The 15,662-nt window shown below is 70.6% G+C and carries 16 protein-coding genes; 6 read left to right on the forward strand and 10 right to left on the reverse strand.

Translation table 11 applies throughout. From position 1 onward, the window contains the following. Positions 1 to 39 precede the first annotated feature (39 nt). The gene (locus tag J8M51_RS00355; protein ID WP_086755297.1) at positions 40 to 1,179 is read right to left on the reverse strand and encodes a PucR family transcriptional regulator; all 1,140 of its coding nucleotides are present in this window, start codon (positions 1,177 to 1,179) and stop codon (positions 40 to 42) included. Positions 1,180 to 1,265: 86 nt separating this feature from the next. On the opposite strand from J8M51_RS00355, the gene J8M51_RS00360 reads away from it, so the two are divergent. Then, entirely contained in the window at positions 1,266 to 2,321 is a 1,056-nt protein-coding gene (locus tag J8M51_RS00360) for a ferredoxin reductase (protein WP_086755296.1), read from the forward strand. Positions 2,322 to 2,328: 7 nt separating this feature from the next. After that, positions 2,329 to 3,447 carry a fatty acid desaturase family protein gene (locus J8M51_RS00365; RefSeq protein ID WP_086755295.1) on the forward strand — a complete coding sequence of 373 codons (1,119 nt, stop codon included), beginning with the start codon at positions 2,329 to 2,331 and terminating at the stop codon, positions 3,445 to 3,447. 47 nt (positions 3,448 to 3,494) lie between these two features. On the opposite strand, the gene J8M51_RS00370 is transcribed toward J8M51_RS00365, so the two are convergent. The 3 genes from J8M51_RS00370 to J8M51_RS00380 form a co-directional block, all read right to left on the reverse strand. Continuing rightward, positions 3,495 to 3,866 (reverse strand): toxin Doc, encoded by a 372-nt coding sequence (locus J8M51_RS00370; protein ID WP_086755294.1) that lies wholly within the window; start codon positions 3,864 to 3,866, stop codon positions 3,495 to 3,497. A gap of 1 nt (position 3,867) precedes the next feature. After that, on the reverse strand, positions 3,868 to 4,125 hold the full coding sequence (locus J8M51_RS00375) for a YlcI/YnfO family protein (RefSeq protein ID WP_086755293.1): 258 nt from the start codon (positions 4,123 to 4,125) through the stop codon (positions 3,868 to 3,870). 72 nt (positions 4,126 to 4,197) lie between these two features. Beyond that, a complete protein-coding gene (locus J8M51_RS00380) occupies positions 4,198 to 5,067 on the reverse strand; it encodes a universal stress protein (RefSeq protein WP_086755292.1) in 870 nt (289 codons plus the stop codon). Between the two features lie 526 nt (positions 5,068 to 5,593). Between J8M51_RS00380 and J8M51_RS00385 the strand changes: the two genes are divergently transcribed. Together J8M51_RS00385 and J8M51_RS00390 are read left to right on the forward strand one after the other, a co-directional pair. Then, the gene (locus tag J8M51_RS00385; RefSeq protein WP_086755291.1) at positions 5,594 to 6,772 is read left to right on the forward strand and encodes a Cmx/CmrA family chloramphenicol efflux MFS transporter; all 1,179 of its coding nucleotides are present in this window, start codon (positions 5,594 to 5,596) and stop codon (positions 6,770 to 6,772) included. 65 nt (positions 6,773 to 6,837) lie between these two features. Next, the gene (locus J8M51_RS00390) at positions 6,838 to 7,350 is read left to right on the forward strand and encodes a hypothetical protein (RefSeq protein ID WP_086755290.1); all 513 of its coding nucleotides are present in this window, start codon (positions 6,838 to 6,840) and stop codon (positions 7,348 to 7,350) included. A gap of 132 nt (positions 7,351 to 7,482) precedes the next feature. Here the strand turns inward: J8M51_RS00390 and J8M51_RS00395 are convergent, their stop codons facing one another. From J8M51_RS00395 to J8M51_RS00420, 6 genes are all read right to left on the reverse strand, one after another. Then, positions 7,483 to 8,151, reverse strand: a complete 669-nt coding sequence (locus J8M51_RS00395) for a potassium-transporting ATPase subunit C (protein ID WP_086755289.1) — start codon at positions 8,149 to 8,151, stop codon at positions 7,483 to 7,485. A gap of 5 nt (positions 8,152 to 8,156) precedes the next feature. Beyond that, positions 8,157 to 10,256 (reverse strand): potassium-transporting ATPase subunit KdpB, encoded by a 2,100-nt coding sequence (kdpB, locus tag J8M51_RS00400; RefSeq protein WP_086755319.1) that lies wholly within the window; start codon positions 10,254 to 10,256, stop codon positions 8,157 to 8,159. Between the two features lie 23 nt (positions 10,257 to 10,279). After that, a complete protein-coding gene (gene kdpA, locus J8M51_RS00405) occupies positions 10,280 to 11,959 on the reverse strand; it encodes a potassium-transporting ATPase subunit KdpA (RefSeq protein WP_086755288.1) in 1,680 nt (559 codons plus the stop codon). Positions 11,960 to 11,966: 7 nt separating this feature from the next. After that, positions 11,967 to 12,056, reverse strand: coding sequence for a K(+)-transporting ATPase subunit F (kdpF, locus tag J8M51_RS00410; protein ID WP_037722934.1), 90 nt, complete (start codon positions 12,054 to 12,056; stop codon positions 11,967 to 11,969). Continuing rightward, positions 12,053 to 12,175 (reverse strand): hypothetical protein, encoded by a 123-nt coding sequence (locus J8M51_RS00415; RefSeq protein WP_256964436.1) that lies wholly within the window; start codon positions 12,173 to 12,175, stop codon positions 12,053 to 12,055. The genes kdpF and J8M51_RS00415 overlap by 4 nt, the downstream gene beginning before the upstream one ends. Positions 12,176 to 12,348: 173 nt before the next feature. After that, positions 12,349 to 13,305, reverse strand: a complete 957-nt coding sequence (locus J8M51_RS00420; RefSeq protein WP_086755287.1) for a helix-turn-helix transcriptional regulator — start codon at positions 13,303 to 13,305, stop codon at positions 12,349 to 12,351. 93 nt (positions 13,306 to 13,398) lie between these two features. Here J8M51_RS00420 and J8M51_RS00425 point away from each other — a divergent pair, with 93 nt between their 5' ends. Together J8M51_RS00425 and J8M51_RS00430 are read left to right on the forward strand one after the other, a co-directional pair. After that, complete coding sequence (locus J8M51_RS00425) at positions 13,399 to 14,388, forward strand: MDR family NADP-dependent oxidoreductase (RefSeq protein WP_086755286.1); 990 nt, start codon at positions 13,399 to 13,401, stop codon at positions 14,386 to 14,388. Further along, a complete protein-coding gene (locus J8M51_RS00430) occupies positions 14,385 to 15,509 on the forward strand; it encodes a winged helix DNA-binding domain-containing protein (RefSeq protein ID WP_086755285.1) in 1,125 nt (374 codons plus the stop codon). Before J8M51_RS00425 ends, J8M51_RS00430 begins: the two co-directional genes overlap by 4 nt. Positions 15,510 to 15,662 lie beyond the last annotated feature (153 nt).

The following is a 15,662-nucleotide window of genomic DNA, read 5'->3' on the forward strand; positions in this document are numbered from 1 at the left end:
CCGCCGTCGGTCTGCCGCACAGTGCGTTCGAGCAGCGCGTCAGCCGGCCCGGAGGCCGACCGCCAGCGTCAGTTCGAGGACCCGGTGCGGCGCTGCGAGATCCGGAAACAGCTCCCGCAGCTGCGACATCCGGTACCGGACGGTCTGGGGATGGACGAACAGCGCCGCCGCCACCTCCTCCCGCCTGCCCTGGTGCAGCAGCCAGGCCCGCAGGGTCTCCTCCAGCCGCCGCGCGGTCGCGGCGGGCACGGTCCGGAGCGGGGCGAGGGCCCTGGCGCGCAGGTCCGCGTGCGCGTCCGCGTCGGCGCTCAGCACCAGCTCTGGCAGGTGGTCCTCGGTGTCGCGGATGTCGGAGGAGAGGGAGCGTGCGCGTACGGCCCGTTCGTAGGAGGCGGACGCACGGGTCCAGGGCCGGGCCGGGCCGACCACGGCGGTGCGGTCGGTGAGCTGCCTCAGGAGACGTGACCGGTCGGCGTCGGGGACGAGCAGCACGCCGAGGGCGTCCGGCAGATCGTCGAGGACGAGGGTCCCCGGGTCGAGCGCGCGGTGGGCGGGCCGGGCCTGGGCGGCGGGCAGCAGGACCGCGGTCAGCGAGGCCGGCGGCTGCCACGCGGCTCGCTGGGCGGAGGCCAGCAGGACGTCCGGGCTCGCTCCGGCGAGGAGGTCGCGGACCAGTTGTTCCAGGTGGCGCTCATGAACCCGGCCCCGGGCGGCCAGTTCGTCGGCGTGGCCGGCGGCGCTCGCGGCGGAGAGCTCGTCGATGTAGGCGAAGGTCAGCTCGGCGAACTTGGCGACCTCGGCGGCGGGCAGCCCCGCGGGTACGGCACCCGCGGCCAGGCCTCGCCAGGCCACGCGGGCGCCGACGCGGTAGGCGCTGAGCAGGGCGTCCATCGAGCGGCCGTCGCGTACCTCGCCGCGGCCCAGCTCGTAGGCCGCGTCACCGGCGTCGCCGCCCGTGGCGTTCCCGCTCGCCACGTCCAGGTAGTGGCCCAGGGCGGTGCGGACGGCCCGGCGGATGGTGCCGCCCATGCGGCCCGACAGGGCGTTGGCATAGGGCGGGACCTCGTCGATGATGGCCTGGACGACCTCGTCGGCGGTGGTCCTCAGCGCGGCCCGAAGGGCGGTGACCGTCGTCTCGTCCAGGGCCAGCTCGGTGGCCCTCCGGATTACATGGCTCATGTTTTGTTCCCTGCGAACAATTCGGCCGACCAGATTCACGTCTTACGGACAGGACTTTACGCCCTGAGGCGCATCAAGCTGGAGTCATGACGAGTGCAGCCCTCCGCAGCAGGGCGTGGAAAATGCTGGAGATGGTCACGACGCCACTGCTGCCGTCGGACTACCTCGACCTGGTCAGCCCGCTGCGCGCGGGCGCCGACCTGCGCGGGCGCATCGAGGCCGTGCACCCCGAGACGGCTGACGCCGCGACCATCGTGATCAGACCGGGACGGGGCTGGCGCGGCCACACGGCCGGTCAGTACGTGCGGATCGGGGTCGAGGTCGACGGGGTGCGCCTGTGGCGTGCCTACTCGCTCACCTCACCGACGAACCGTCCGGACGGCCGCGTCACGATCACCGTGAAGGCGATCCCGGACGGCAAGGTCAGCAACCACCTGGTCCGCAGGGCGAAACCGGGCACGCTGATCCAGCTCGACCAGGCGACCGGTGACTTCGTACTGCCGCGGGCCAAGCCCGCCAAGGTGCTCTACCTGACGGCCGGCAGCGGCATCACGCCCGTGATGGGCATGCTGCGCGACACCGAGTTCGACGACGTCGTCATGGTCCACTCCGCGCCTCGGCCGCAGGACGTGATCTTCCGCGACGATCTGCACGGCCTGGTCGCGGCCGAGAAGCTGCGTCTCACCGAGCTGCACACCGACACGGACGGCGTGCTCGACATCTCCCGTCTCGACGAACTCGTGCCCGACTGGGCCGAGCGCGAGACCTGGGCCTGCGGGCCCGCGGGCCTGCTCGACGCCGCCGAGAAGCACTGGAGCGAGCACGGCGTCCCGGAACGCCTGCACACCGAACGCTTCCGCCCCACCATCGTCGCCACCGGTGACGGCGGCGAGGTCACGTTCAGCACCACCGGCAAGACCGTCGACGCGGACGGCGCCACGCCGTTGCTGGACGTCGGCGAGGAGGCGGGCGTCCTCATGCCGTCCGGGTGCCGCATGGGCATCTGCTTCGGCTGCGTCACGCCGCTCAAGGCGGGCGCCGTCCGCGACCTGCGTACCGGCGAGATCACCGAGGCCGAGCCGGGCGTCCTCATCCAGACCTGCGTGTCCGCCGCGGCGGGCCCCTGCGACATCGAACGGTAGGAGCACCTTGACCGCCATCGACCCCACCGCCCACCTGACCGCGGAGCAGATCGAGGAGCTCGGCCGCGAGCTGGACGCCATCCGCGACGAGGTGATCGCCGACCGCGGCGAGAAGGACGCCGCCTACATCCGCAAGGTCATCTCGGCGCAGCGCAAGCTGGAGCTGGTCAGCCGGGGCGTGCTGCTGTTCTCGTTCTTCCCGCCCGCGTGGATCATCGGCACCGCCGGCCTGTCCGTGGCGAAGATCATGGACAACATGGAGATCGGCCACAACATCCTGCACGGCCAGTGGGACTGGATGCGGGACCCGAAGATCCACTCCACCACCTGGGAATGGGATCACGTCTCGCCGGCCGACCAGTGGAAGCACTCGCACAACGAGCTGCACCACACGTACACCAATGTGATCGGCAAGGACAACGACCTCGGCTACGGCATCATGCGCGTCGACGAGGACCAGAGGTGGCATCCGTTCCACCTCGGCCAGCCGGTGTGGAACTTCATCAACGCCTGCTTCTTCGAGTACGGCATCGCGGCGTACGACCTGGAACTCGGCAAGAACCTGCACAAGCGCCGGCGCAACAACCCGGAGTTCCGCGCGCGGGCCAGGGCCGTGGGCCGCAAGATCCGCAAGCAGGTGCTCAAGGACTACGTGATCCACCCGCTGCTGTCGGGCCCGTCGTTCCTCACCACGCTCGCCGCGACGTTCACCGCGAACCTGGTCCGCAACCTCTGGACCCACTCGGTGATCATGTGCGGGCACTTCCCCGAGGGTGTGCAGGTCTTCGAGCGCCGGTCGATCAAGGGCGAGACGCGCGGCCAGTGGTACCTGCGCCAGATGATGGGTTCGGCGAACATCAGCGGCAGCAAGGCCATGCACTTCATGTCCGGCAACCTCTCGCACCAGATCGAGCACCACCTCTTCCCGGACCTGCCGAGCAACCGGTACGCCGAGGTCGCGGTGAAGGTACGCGCGCTGTTCGAGAAGTACGAGCTGGAGTACGTCACCGGACCGCTGCCCAAGCAGGTGTTCTCCGCGTGGCGCAAGGTCTTCCGGCTCTCCCTGCCGAACAGGAAGCCCAAGACCAGGACGCCGGACCGCGAGCAGGAACTCGTCGCGGCCTGACATCCCGGTATCGGTCCAGACCCTCTCGACCGTATCCGCCGAGGTGGTCAGAGCCGCCAGGAGCGGATGCGGTCGGCGGCGTCGTACCCGTCGGCCCGCCCGGTGTCGATGTCCCGGGCGAGGTCGATCAGCGCACCGTACGGCGGGTCGACCGCCTCGCCCACGGCGTCCATGTACGCGACGACGATCGCGGCGCCGTACAGGGCGTTCCGGGCGGGAAGCGGGCGCAGCCGGATCACGGCGTGCAGCAGCGCGGCGGCGCGCCAGGCGTTGTCGACCCTGGCGCCGACCCGCGGGGTGTTGACGCGGTGCCGGGCGACGGCGGCCACGAGGTTGGAGAAGTCGTGGACCTCGGGGTGCTTGGGCAGCACCTCCGCCTGGCGCTCCAGCAGCCACCGGATGTCGATGTGGAGCTCCACCTCAGGCCGCCCGCCCCGGAGCCTCGGCGGCGTCCAGACGGGCGGGGGCGTCCTCGGGGAACGCCGCGTCGAACGCGTCCGCGTTCGCGGTGACGTACTGGCGGAAGACGTCTGCGGCGCCTTCGAGCCGGGGATCGCGGACCGCGTTGCGCGCGGCCTCGGTGATGAGCGCGGTCACCGTGGTGCCCTCGGTCTCGGCACGCTCCTGCAACTGGGCGTGGAGATCCTCGGGGACTCTGATCGTCACTGATTTCGACATACCCACGACCGTACAGCAAGCTGTACAGCACATGGGGGGAATCTCCGTCCCGCTCTCCCGGGAGTACGGGACTCAGTCGTGCGGGACGACGGCGACGGGGCAGCGTCCGTGGTGGATGGCCGCGTGGGCGACGTGATCCAGGTGGTGCGTCGCACCGTGCCGGTGCACGCGCCGTCCGACGACCAGCAGCGCGGCACCCTCGGCCGCGTGCACGGCGGCCTTCGCCGGGCTCGTGAGACGGATGTCCTCGTCCACCTCCACCTGCGGGTACTTCTCGCGCCAGGGCTTCAGCGCCCTGTCCAGTTCCTCCCGCGCCTCCCGCGTCAGCTCCTCGGTGACTCCGTGGTCCACCCCCCAGGGCATGCGCGCGTGGAACGGCACGCTGCGCCCCTGGACGGCGAGCAGGGGAACGTCCCGGGCGGCGGCGCTGTGGAACGCGAAGTCGAGCAGTTCGTCGGCGGAGCCGTGCGGTGCCGGCGCCACGACGACCCTCTCGGTCGGGGCGGGGGCCGACGGCTCCCTGGCCTGTTCCAGACGGACCAGGACCACGGGCCGCCCGGCCCGCGCCACGACCTGCATGCTGACGTCACCCATGAAGTAGCTCTCGGCGGACCCCAGCCCCCTCGAACCCAGCACCAGCACCTCGGACTCGGCGGCGGCCCGGAGCAGAGCCTCCTGGGCGTCGTCGGCGACCAGGCTGCCGACGACGGACAGTCCCGGGTGGCGTGCGCTCAGCTCCGCCTGCGCGGTGTGGACCAGGCGCTTCGCCCAGTAGTTCTGGTCGACCTCGGAAGGGGCGCGGGCCGGCTCCGGTGCCAGCAGGGGCCACGCGTGCAGCAGCCGCAGGGTGAGCTTGCGTTTCTCAGCCTCCACGGCGGCCCAACGGGCTGCGGTGAGGCTCGCGGGTGAGCCGTCCAGGCCCACGGTGACGACTGGTTCCATGGCTGCGGCCTCCGTCTCGTACGAAGCCCCTCCTTCGAGAATGACCCCAATCCCCTCGGCCTCGCATGTGGACCGGGGTCGAGGACGCGGAGAACGCGGGATTCCGGCCGGAGAGCCGGCCGGGCGACGTCATGTCCCGTGCCGTGCCACAGGCCGGTCTTCAGGGGGCGGAGGGGTTTACACAGACGGTTCGTTCCGCGCTGCGCCGATTCTCGCGCGTCCCGGACTCCCGGTGGCCGCGCTCGTCCCGCCGGGCCCTCGCTGAGGACACCCCATCCCTCCGGCCGACACCGGATGGCAGTGAAACCAAGGTGCTTCGACGGATACCGGTCGGGTAGCGTGCGGGCCATGTCGAGTCCTGAGTCGGACGAGGTGGGGGCTTTCGGTCACGCCGTCAGCCCCCTGAACCACTGAGCTCGTAGCCCTGCGTCGCACCGCTTTCCGTGGTGGAACGAGTAGGGCGGTCGGGGCTGGCCGCGGTGACGAGATGACCCTCTCGTGCCTCTCCTCACCTCGGAGCCACTCGATGCCTCTCCCGCTGTACCTGCTTGCCGTGGCGGTCTTCGCCATGGGCACCTCGGAGTTCATGCTCGCCGGTCTCCTGCCGGACATCGCCTCGGATCTTGACGTCACCGTCGGGACAGCGGGCGTCCTCACCTCGGCCTTCGCGATCGGCATGATCGTCGGGGCCCCTTTGGTGGCCGCGCTCGCCCGTGACTGGCCCAAGCGCTCCGGCCTTCTCGGGTTCGTCCTCGTGTTCGCGACGGCTCACGCCGTGGGCGCCGTCACCACAAGTTTCCCCGTCCTGTTCGCGACCCGGATCGTCGCCGCGCTCGCGAACGCGGGGTTCCTCGCCGTCGCTCTCACGGCTGCCGCCGCGCTGGTCCCGCCCGACAGGAAGGGACGCGCGCTGGCCGTGCTGCTGTCGGGCACGACGGTGGCCACGATCGCCGGTGTCCCTGGTGGGTCGGTGCTCGGCACAGTGTTCGGCTGGCGGGCCGCCTTCTGGGCTGTCGCCGTTCTCTGCCTGCCGGCCGCTCTCGGCGTCCTCAAGGGAATCCCCGCAGGACGTGACGAGGATGCGACGACCGGCAGGCCGGCGTTGCGAGCGGAGCTCGCTCAACTCACACGGCCTCGGTTGGGTCTGGTGATGCTGCTCGGCGCGTTGGTGAACGGGGCCACCTTCGGAAGTCTCACGTTCCTCGCCCCCGTGGTGACCGACAGTGCCGGGCTGGGCGAGTTGTGGATCTCTGTCGCGTTGGTGCTCTTCGGCATCGGTTCCTTCGTGGGCGTCACCGTCGCCGGCCGCCTGTCCGACCGGCGTCCCGGTCCGGTCATCGCGGTCGGCGGTCCACTGCTGCTCATCGGCTGGCCGGCCCTGGCGATGCTGTCCGACGAGCCGGTCGCCCTCTTCGTCCTCGTGTTCGTGCAGGGCGTGCTGTCGTTCGCGCTGGGCAGCACCCTGATCACTCGGGTTCTCTACGAGGCGGCAAGCGCCCCCACCCTGGCCGGCTCGTACGCGACCGCGGCACTCAACGTGGGCGCCGCCGTCGGCCCCGTCATCGCCGCAGCCGCCCTCAGCACGGACGCCGGAACACTCGGGCCGCTCTGGGCGAGCGGACTCCTCGTCGCGGTCGCGCTGCTCGTCGCGTTTCCCCTCCGCACCGCCGTCACGGCCGGCCGAAGCAGCGAGGTGCCGCGGTGACACCCTGGGCCGAGAAGGGCCGTGCGGCAAGCGGCTGTTCATATGAGGGGGCGGGGATCGTGACGATGGCTGGTGAACGGGAGCGTTGGGAACTGCTGCCCGGGCTCGGTGTCGGGCCGCTGCGGTTCGGGATGAGTCGGGCCGAGGTCGCGGAGGCCCTCCAGGCCTCCGGACCGCACCAGAAGGTGGGCGGCCCGTACGCGCAGGAAGACTTCGCCGACGGAGTGCAGGTCTTCTACGGCGAGGGCAGGCTGGCATGCGTGGCGATGGACGCCGTCGCAGGCCCGCAGGTCTTCCTGACGGACTTCGCCTTGGCCGGTCGTGATCCCGAGGAGGCGTACCAGTACCTCCTGGACCACGCCGCCGATCACGGCCACTGCCTGGCCTACACCCCCGACGAGTCCCTTGCCCTCACTGATCTGGGGCTGCTTCTGCGGGTCCAGCAGATCGGGGACGTGCTGCTGTCGCGCCCGCTCTTCGTCATGGACGAGTGGCTGGAGTCCGAGTACTACTGCGCCCGCGGCCACCTGCCGCTCGAAGGAGCCCCGGTCGCACACGGGCCTGGCGAAGGCTTGTAGGAGATACGTGCACCCCTGTCATCGACGTGCGGCTTCCTGTCGTACGTCGGGGGCGTACCCACGGCATGAGACCGCGGGAGCCGGCGGATCGGGTGTCCGGGCCGCCGGCTTCCTGGGGAGCGCGGGCCGTCGTCAGTTCTTGGCCGTGAGGTTCTTGAGCGCGATGTTGAGTTCGAGGACGTTCACGCGGGGCTCGCCGATGAAGCCGAGGGTGCGGCCGTCGGTGTGGGCGTCGACGAGATTCTGGACCTGGGCGACGGGCAGGCCGTTCTTCTCGGCCACCCGGTGGACCTGGAGGTCGGCGTAGGCCGGGGAGATGTCCGGGTCAAGGCCGGAGCCGGAGGAGGTGACCGCGTCGGCGGGGACCTGGGACGGCTCGACGGTGTGGCCGGGCACGGAGTTGTCCTTCACCACGGCGGCCTTGGCGGCGGTCACCCAGTCGATCAGCTCCTTGTTGTCGGCGGACCGGTTGGTCGCGCCGGAGAGGATCAGTTTGTACCGGGTGTTGACGGTGTTGGTGCCGAGGCCGTTCTGCGGGCGGCCCTGGAACCACTTGAGGTCCGGTTCCGGGGTCTCCTGGCCCTTCTTCAACGGCAGGTTGTACGCCTGGCCGATGAGGGAGGAACCGACGACCCTGCCGTCCGCCTCGATCTCCGAGCCGTTCGCGCTGTCGTGGAACAGTGCCTGGCCGACACCGGTGACGGCGAGCGGGTAGAGGACGCCCGTGAGCAGCGTCAGCACCAGCAGGGCGCGCAGCCCGGCCCACAGCAACCGGCCCGTGTTCGCTACGGAGTTGTTCATGGCGTTCAGCCGATCCCGGGGATGAGGGAGATGAGCAGGTCGATGAGCTTGATGCCGACGAAGGGGGCGATCAGGCCGCCGAGGCCGTAGACGGTCAGATTGCGGCGGAGCAGCTTGTCCGCGCTGACCGGGCGGTACCGCACGCCCTTCAGGGAGAGCGGGACCAGCGCGATGATGATCAGCGCGTTGAAGATGACGGCGGAGAGGATCGCGGAGTCGGGTGAGGACAGGCCCATGATGTTGAGCTTGTCCAGGCCCGGGTGGACGGCGGCGAACAGGGCGGGGATGATCGCGAAGTATTTCGCGACGTCGTTGGCGATGGAGAACGTCGTCAACGCGCCCCGGGTGATGAGGAGTTGCTTGCCGATCTCGACGATCTCGATGAGCTTGGTGGGGTTGGAGTCGAGGTCGACCATGTTGCCGGCCTCCTTGGCGGCCGACGTGCCCGTGTTCATCGCGACGCCGACGTCCGCCTGGGCGAGGGCCGGCGCGTCGTTGGTGCCGTCGCCGGTCATCGCGACGAGCTTGCCGCCCGCCTGTTCGCGCTTGATGAGGGCCATCTTGTCCTCGGGGGTGGCCTCGGCGAGGAAGTCGTCGACGCCCGCCTCCTCGGCGATCGCCTTCGCGGTCAGCGGGTTGTCGCCCGTGATCATGACCGTCTTGATGCCCATGCGCCGCAGTTCCTCGAACCGCTCGCGCATGCCGTCCTTGACGACGTCCTTGAGGTGGATGACACCCAACACCCGGGCGCCTTGGGCGTCTTCGACCGCTACGAGCAGCGGGGTGCCGCCCGCCTCGGAGATCCGGTTGGCGGCCGTGTCCGCGTCCTCGGCGACCGTGCCGCCACGCTCCTGGACCCACCTGGCGACCGACCCGGCCGCGCCCTTGCGGACCTTGCGCCCGTCGACGTCCACTCCCGACATCCGGGTCTGCGCGGTGAACTCGATCCAATCGGCTCCCGCGAGTTCGCCCTGGCTCCGCTCGCGCAGCCCGTACTTCTCCTTCGCCAGGACGACGACGGAACGGCCCTCCGGGGTCTCGTCGGCCAGTGACGACAGCTGCGCGGCGTCGGCGAGTTCGGCCCCCGTCACCCCGCCCACGGTGACGAACTCGGCGGCCCGGCGGTTGCCGAGGGTGATGGTGCCGGTCTTGTCGAGCAGCAGGGTGGAGACGTCACCGGCGGCCTCGACCGCGCGGCCGGACATCGCGAGGACGTTGCGCTGGACCAGGCGGTCCATGCCCGCGATGCCGATCGCGGAGAGCAGGGCGCCGATCGTCGTCGGGATGAGGCAGACCAGCAGCGCCACCAGGACGACCATCGTCAGGTGCGTGCCCGCGTAGTCCGCGAACGGGGGCAGGGTCGCCACCGCCAGCAGGAAGACGATCGTCAGCGAGGCGAGGAGGATGTTGAGCGCGATCTCGTTGGGGGTCTTCTGCCGGGCCGCGCCCTCGACCAGGTTGATCATCCGGTCGATGAAGGTCTCGCCCGGCTTCGTCGTGATCTTGATGACGATCCGGTCGGAGAGGACCTTCGTGCCGCCGGTGACGGCGGAACGGTCGCCGCCGGACTCCCGGATGACGGGCGCGGACTCACCGGTGATGGCGGACTCGTCGACCGAGGCGACGCCCTCGACCACGTCACCGTCGCCGGGGATGATGTCGCCGGCCTCGCAGACCACCAGGTCGCCGATGCGCAGTTCGGTGCCGGGGACCAGTTCCTCGCCGTCCTCCACGACCCGGCGGGCCACCGTGTCCGTCTTGGCCTTGCGCAGGGTGTCGGCCTGCGCCTTGCCCCGGCCCTCGGCGACCGCCTCCGCCAGGTTCGCGAAGACGACGGTCAGCCACAGCCAGACACTGATCGTCCAGCCGAACCAGTCGGTCGGGTCCTTGAAGGAGAAGACCGTGGTCAGCACGGACCCGATCCACACCACGAACATCACAGGCGACTTGACCATCACCCGGGGATCGAGCTTGCGGAAGGCGTCCGGCAGCGACTTCACCAGCTGCCTGGGGTCGAACAGGCCCGCGCCGACCCGGCCCTCGGGGGACTTGTGCCCGGTCGGTACGTCGCTGTGCGGCGCCCGGGTCGCAGTGGCTGTGGACATCTCTTCGCTTTCGGTACGGGTGGTCATGACGCCAGCCCCTCGGCCAGCGGCCCCAGCGCGAGGGCGGGGAAGTACGTCAGACCGGTGATGATCAGGATCGCGCCCACCAACAACCCGGTGAACAGCGGCTTCTCGGTGCGCAGGGTGCCCGCTGTCACCGGCACCGGCTTCTGCTCGGCGAGTGAGCCGGCCAGCGCGAGGACGAAGATCATGGGCAGGAAGCGGCCGAGCAGCATGGCGACGCCGAGCGTGCTGTTGAACCACTGGGTGTCGGCGTTGAGCCCGGCGAAGGCCGAGCCGTTGTTGTTGGCCGCGGACGTGTAGGCGTAGAGGATCTCGGAGAAGCCGTGCGCGCCGCTGTTGGTCATCGAGTTAGCCGGGGTGGGCAGGGCCATCGCGGCGGCGGCCAGGACGAGCACCAGGGCCGGGGTGACGAGGATGTAGCAGGCGGCCAGCTTGATCTCGCGGGTACCGATCTTCTTGCCCAGGTACTCGGGGGTGCGGCCGACCATCAGTCCGGCGATGAACACCGCGATGACCGCCATGACCAGCATGCCGTAGAGGCCCGAGCCGGTGCCGCCGGGGGCGATCTCGCCCAGCATCATGCCGAGCATGGTGATGCCGCCGCCGAGACCGGTGAAGGAGGAGTGGAAGGAGTCCACCGCGCCGGTCGAGGTGAGCGTGGTCGCCACCGCGAAGATCGACGAGGAGCCGACGCCGAAGCGGACCTCCTTGCCCTCGTACGCCCCGCCCGCGATCTGCAGCGCCGGGCCGTGGTGGGCGAACTCCGTCCACATCATCAGGGCGGTGAAGCCGAGCCAGATGGTGGCCATGGTGGCGAGGATCGCGTAGCCCTGCCTGACCGAGCCGACCATGATCCCGAAGGTGCGGGTCAGGGCGAACGGGATGACCAGGATCAGGAAGATCTCGAACAGGTTGGTGAAGGGCGTCGGGTTCTCGAACGGGTGGGCGGAGTTGGCGTTGAAGTAGCCACCGCCGTTGGTCCCCAGCTCCTTGATGGCCTCCTGCGAGGCGACCGCGCCGCCGTTCCACTGCTGCGAGCCGGCCATGCCGTGCCCGTCGAAGAACTGGCCGACCTCGTGGATGCCGGAGAAGTTCTGGATGACGCCGCACGCCACCAGCACGACCGCCGCGACGAACGCGCCCGGCAGCAGGATCCGGACCACACCGCGCACCAGGTCCGACCAGAAGTTGCCCAGCTCACCGGTACGGGCCCGGGCGAACCCGCGCACCAGCGCCACGGCCACCGCGATGCCGACCGCCGCCGACACGAAGTTCTGCACGGCGAGACCGGCGGTCTGCACGACGTGGCCCATGGCCTGTTCGCCGTAGTACGACTGCCAGTTGGTGTTGGTGACGAAGGAGACGGCGGTGTTGAACGCCTGGTCCGGGTCGATGGAGGCGAAGCCCAGCGAGCCGGGCAGCACTCCCTGGAGCCGCTGCATCAGGTAGAGGAAGAGGACACCGACGGCCGAGAAGGCGAGGACGCCGCGCAGGTACGCGGGCCAGCGCATCTCGGTGTCGGGGTTGGCGCCGATGCCCTTGTAGATCCACTTCTCGACCCGCCAGTGGTGGTCGGAGGAGTAGACCTTGGCCATGTAGGTGCCGAGGGGGATGTAGGCGAGAGCCAGTGCGCCCATGAGGGCCAGCAACTGGAGGACGCCCGCGAGTACGGGACCCATCTCTGTCTCAGAACCTCTCCGGGAAGATCAGGGCGAGGACGAGATAGCCCAGCAGGGAGACGGCCACGACGAGGCCGACGATGTTCTCGGCGGTCACAGCTTTGTCACCCCCTTGGCGACGAGAGCCACCAGCGCGAACAGCGCGATCGTGGTGACGACGAAGGCCAGATCGGCCATCGCAAACTCCTGGAAGGTGTTCGGGAGAGACGCGGACACCTAGAGGAAACCTCGCCCCCGGACGAGATCGACCGACCGTTGACGAGTCCCTGACGCGGGCGCCCCCACCTTTGACGGGTCTCATACGGCGCCGGCCCGGGGCGCCTACGGCACGGCACCGAGAGTCGAGACACGAACGTCGCGCCACCGTCGCAGTGCCACGGCGCGGAAGGTCATGCGCGTACGCGGGTGGCCCGGATGAAGCGGGCGCCCCACCCCTGGACGTGCGCGGCGAACTCCGGCGGCCCCAGGACCTCGAACTCGGCGCCCACATTGCCCAGTGCCTGGGTCGGCCAGTCGAGGGAGGCCGAGGTCATGGTGAGCCTGCAGCTGTCCTGGGCGAGTGGCTCGACCGTGCCCCAGCTGCCGACCACGCGCCGCACCCGCGAGGAGGGCGCGTGCACAAGGACCTCGACCGTGTACGGAGCCTGGGCCCCGCTCGCTTCCTGGACGAAGGACACGGCGTCCTCGGCCGGGAGCGGGCGCGGCCGGAAGCGCGTACCGGTCGCCGTCGGCTCGGTCAGCCGGTCGAGGCGGAAACTACGCCAGTCGTGCCGCCCCAGGTCGTAGGCCACCAGGTACCAGCGTCCACCGAGTGCGACGACGCGGTGCGGCTCGACCTCGCGCTCGGTGGGTGCGGAACCCCTGGCCGTGTAGCCGAACCGCAGCCGCTCCTCGTCCCGGCAGGCCTGGGCGACCGCGGTGAGGACCCCCGCCGCGACGACCGGCCCGGACCCGCCGGCGGAGAGGGTCATCGCCCGCAGGGCGTCCACCCTGGCCCGCAGCCGGGGCGGCAGGGCCCGCACCACCTTGGTGAGTGCGCGCAGCGACGCCTCCTCCAACCCCGCGATCCCGCTCTGCGCCGCGTCACCGATGCCCACCGCGAGGGCCACCGCCTCCTCGTCGTCCAGCAACAGCGGCGGCAGGACGGCGCCGGGCGCGAGCTGGTAGCCGCCGTCGGTGCCCCGGGCCGCGCCGACCGGGTAGCCGAGCTCGCGCAGCCGCTCGACATCGCGGCGCAGCGTCCGCTCGGAGACCCCGAGCCGGTCGGCCAGTTCCACGCCGGACCAGTGCCGGTGGGTCTGCAGCAGCGCGAGCAGTCTGAGAGTCCGTGAGCTGGTGTTCGCCATGGCGCCATCGTGCCTCGACTTCCGGTCAGAAAGTGACCGGAAGCCTCCCTAGAGTCGATCTCGACGGCCACACCCGAGGCAAGGGACAGAACCATGATCACCCGTGAGATCCAGCTGACCGCCCAGGTCACCGGCGCCCCCGCGCTCGAACATTTCACCGTCGCCGAGACCGAGGTGGACGGTGAAGTCCTGGTACGCACCGACCGGCTCGGGCTCGCCGCGACCTACCTGGAGCTGATGCGGGCCGACTGCACGATCCCGGTCCCGGCCTGGCAGCAGGGGCAGCGGGTAGGGGTGGCCGCCATCGGCACCGTGGTCCGGTCCGACAGTCCCGAACTCGAGGTCGGCGACCTGGTCCAGTCGATGACCGGCTGGAGCGAGTACTCGGCCGGCCCGGCCGGCTCGTACGTCAGGCTCGACCGCGAGCTTTTCGCCGACCCCGGCTACCACCTAGCCCAGGGCCCGACCGCCTACTACGGGATGGCCGAGGTCGCGGCCGTCGGCGAAGGCGACGTGGTCTTCGTCTCCGGCGCGGCGGGCGGTGTCGGCTCGCTGGCCGGGCAGATCGCCAAGTGCCTCGGCGCGGCGCGGGTGATCGGCAGCGCCGGGAGCCCGGCGAAGGTCGACTACTTGGTGAACGAACTCGGTTACGACGCCGCCTTCGACTACCACGACGGCTCTGCGGCCGACCGGCTCGGGGAGCTCGCGCCCGAGGGCATCTCGGTGTTCTTCGACGTGGTGGGCGGCGAGCAGTACCGGGCCGCACTGCGGGCGGCCCGGCCCGGAGCGCGCTTCGCGCTGTGCGGCTCGCTGTCCAGTCAGCTCGGCGGCGCGGCGCAGCGCTTTCCGCGGCCCGACCGCGCGGCGGCCGAGGCCAGGGGTGTGGAGCTGCTGCCGTTCTCCTGCCACCACACGCCCGATCAGATCGCGGCCTGGCGTGAGCATTTCGGCCGCTGGCTGGGCGAGGGCCGCTTCGTCTACCCGCAGACCGTCGTCGAGGGCGGGATCGAGGACGTGCCGCAGGCGTTCCTCTCCCTGCTGCAGGGTTCCTACCAGGGCAATGTCTCGGTGCGGCTGTCGTGACCACACTCTCCCTCCGAGCCCTGAACCGGGCGTTGATGGACCGCCAGTTCCTGCTGGCCCGCACCGATCGCACCCCGCTGGAGGTGATCGGGCGACTGGTCGCACTGCAGGCACAGGAGCCCAACTGGCCCTATGTCGGGCTGTGGAGCAGGATCCGCGCCTTCACGCAGTCCGAGCTCACCGCACTGCTGGAGGACGGGCAGGTGGTCCGCTCCGGTCTGCTGCGCAGTACCCAGCACCTCGCCACGGCCGACGACTTCCGTCGGCTGCGGCCGTTGCTGCAGCCCGTGCTCGACCGCACGGCCGGCTCGCCCCACTTCACCCGGAACAGCACCGGCTTGGACGCGGCGTCCTTGGTCGCCGAGGGACTCGACCTGCTCGCGGGAGGGACCCTGTCGCGCAAGGAGCTGGCCCGGCGGCTGGCCGAACGCCATCCGGGACGCGACGGGCGGATTCTGGCCGGGGAGGTGGAACTGCGCACCCCCCTCGTCCATGACGCGGCCACCGGCGCATGGGGCTCCTGGGGCAACCGGTCGGCGGTCCTGGTCACGCCCGCCGAGGTCCGGCTGGGCCAGCCGATGGCCACGGCGGCGACGCCGACTGCCGCCAAGGATTCGGCGAAGGAGCTGATCCGCCGCTATCTGGCCGCCTTCGGCCCGGCCGGAGTGAAGGACGTCCAGGCCTGGAGCGGACTGACCCGCCTGACCGAGGTCGTCGCGGAGATGCGCACCGAACTGCGCCGCTACGGCGGCCCCGACGGCAGGGATCTGCTCGATCTGGCCGACGCGGAGCTGCCCGACCCCGAGACCCCCGCCCCGGTGCGGCTGCTGCCCGCCTTCGACAACGTCCTGCTCGGCCACGCCGATCGGACCCGCGTCATCAGCGACGAGGACCGAAAGCGTGTGATGCCCGGCCAGGCACGAGTACGGCCCACCTTCCTGGTGGACGGCCGAGTGCACGGAACCTGGTCCCTCGACGCCGGGACGCTGCGGCTCACCCCGTTCCGACCGCTCCGCGTAACCGATCGGGCAGCCCTGGAACAGGAAGCTGACCGGCTGCTGCCGTTCGTGGGAGTCACGATGGTGTCCTGGAGCGACCCGGTCGGGACCCGGTCGTCCTGAGATTCCACCCCGGGATCCCCCGCTGGAACGAGGCCGGGCGGGACGAGCGCCCGATGGGTGATCGCAGGGCAAGCCGCCGCGTCGTCGCAGCCGCGAGCCGAAGGCGCAACCCCCACACCACAGGGGCGGTCATGCGGCCGACGTGGCAACACC

Source organism: Streptomyces griseiscabiei, assembly GCF_020010925.1.
Lineage (GTDB): Bacteria > Actinomycetota > Actinomycetes > Streptomycetales > Streptomycetaceae > Streptomyces > Streptomyces griseiscabiei.

Coding starts and splice junctions, on each gene's coding strand:
- J8M51_RS00355 (WP_086755297.1), bottom strand. CDS start 1,179: ATGAGCCATGTAATCCGGAGGGCCACCGAGCTGGCCCTGGACGAGACG.
- J8M51_RS00360 (WP_086755296.1), top strand. CDS start 1,266: ATGACGAGTGCAGCCCTCCGCAGCAGGGCGTGGAAAATGCTGGAGATG.
- J8M51_RS00375 (WP_086755293.1), bottom strand. CDS start 4,125: ATGTCGAAATCAGTGACGATCAGAGTCCCCGAGGATCTCCACGCCCAG.
- J8M51_RS00380 (WP_086755292.1), bottom strand. CDS start 5,067: ATGGAACCAGTCGTCACCGTGGGCCTGGACGGCTCACCCGCGAGCCTC.
- J8M51_RS00385 (WP_086755291.1), top strand. CDS start 5,594: ATGCCTCTCCCGCTGTACCTGCTTGCCGTGGCGGTCTTCGCCATGGGC.
- J8M51_RS00390 (WP_086755290.1), top strand. CDS start 6,838: ATGGCTGGTGAACGGGAGCGTTGGGAACTGCTGCCCGGGCTCGGTGTC.
- J8M51_RS00395 (WP_086755289.1), bottom strand. CDS start 8,151: ATGAACAACTCCGTAGCGAACACGGGCCGGTTGCTGTGGGCCGGGCTG.
- kdpB (WP_086755319.1), bottom strand. CDS start 10,256: ATGTCCACAGCCACTGCGACCCGGGCGCCGCACAGCGACGTACCGACC.
- kdpA (WP_086755288.1), bottom strand. CDS start 11,959: ATGGGTCCCGTACTCGCGGGCGTCCTCCAGTTGCTGGCCCTCATGGGC.
- J8M51_RS00420 (WP_086755287.1), bottom strand. CDS start 13,305: ATGGCGAACACCAGCTCACGGACTCTCAGACTGCTCGCGCTGCTGCAG.
- J8M51_RS00425 (WP_086755286.1), top strand. CDS start 13,399: ATGATCACCCGTGAGATCCAGCTGACCGCCCAGGTCACCGGCGCCCCC.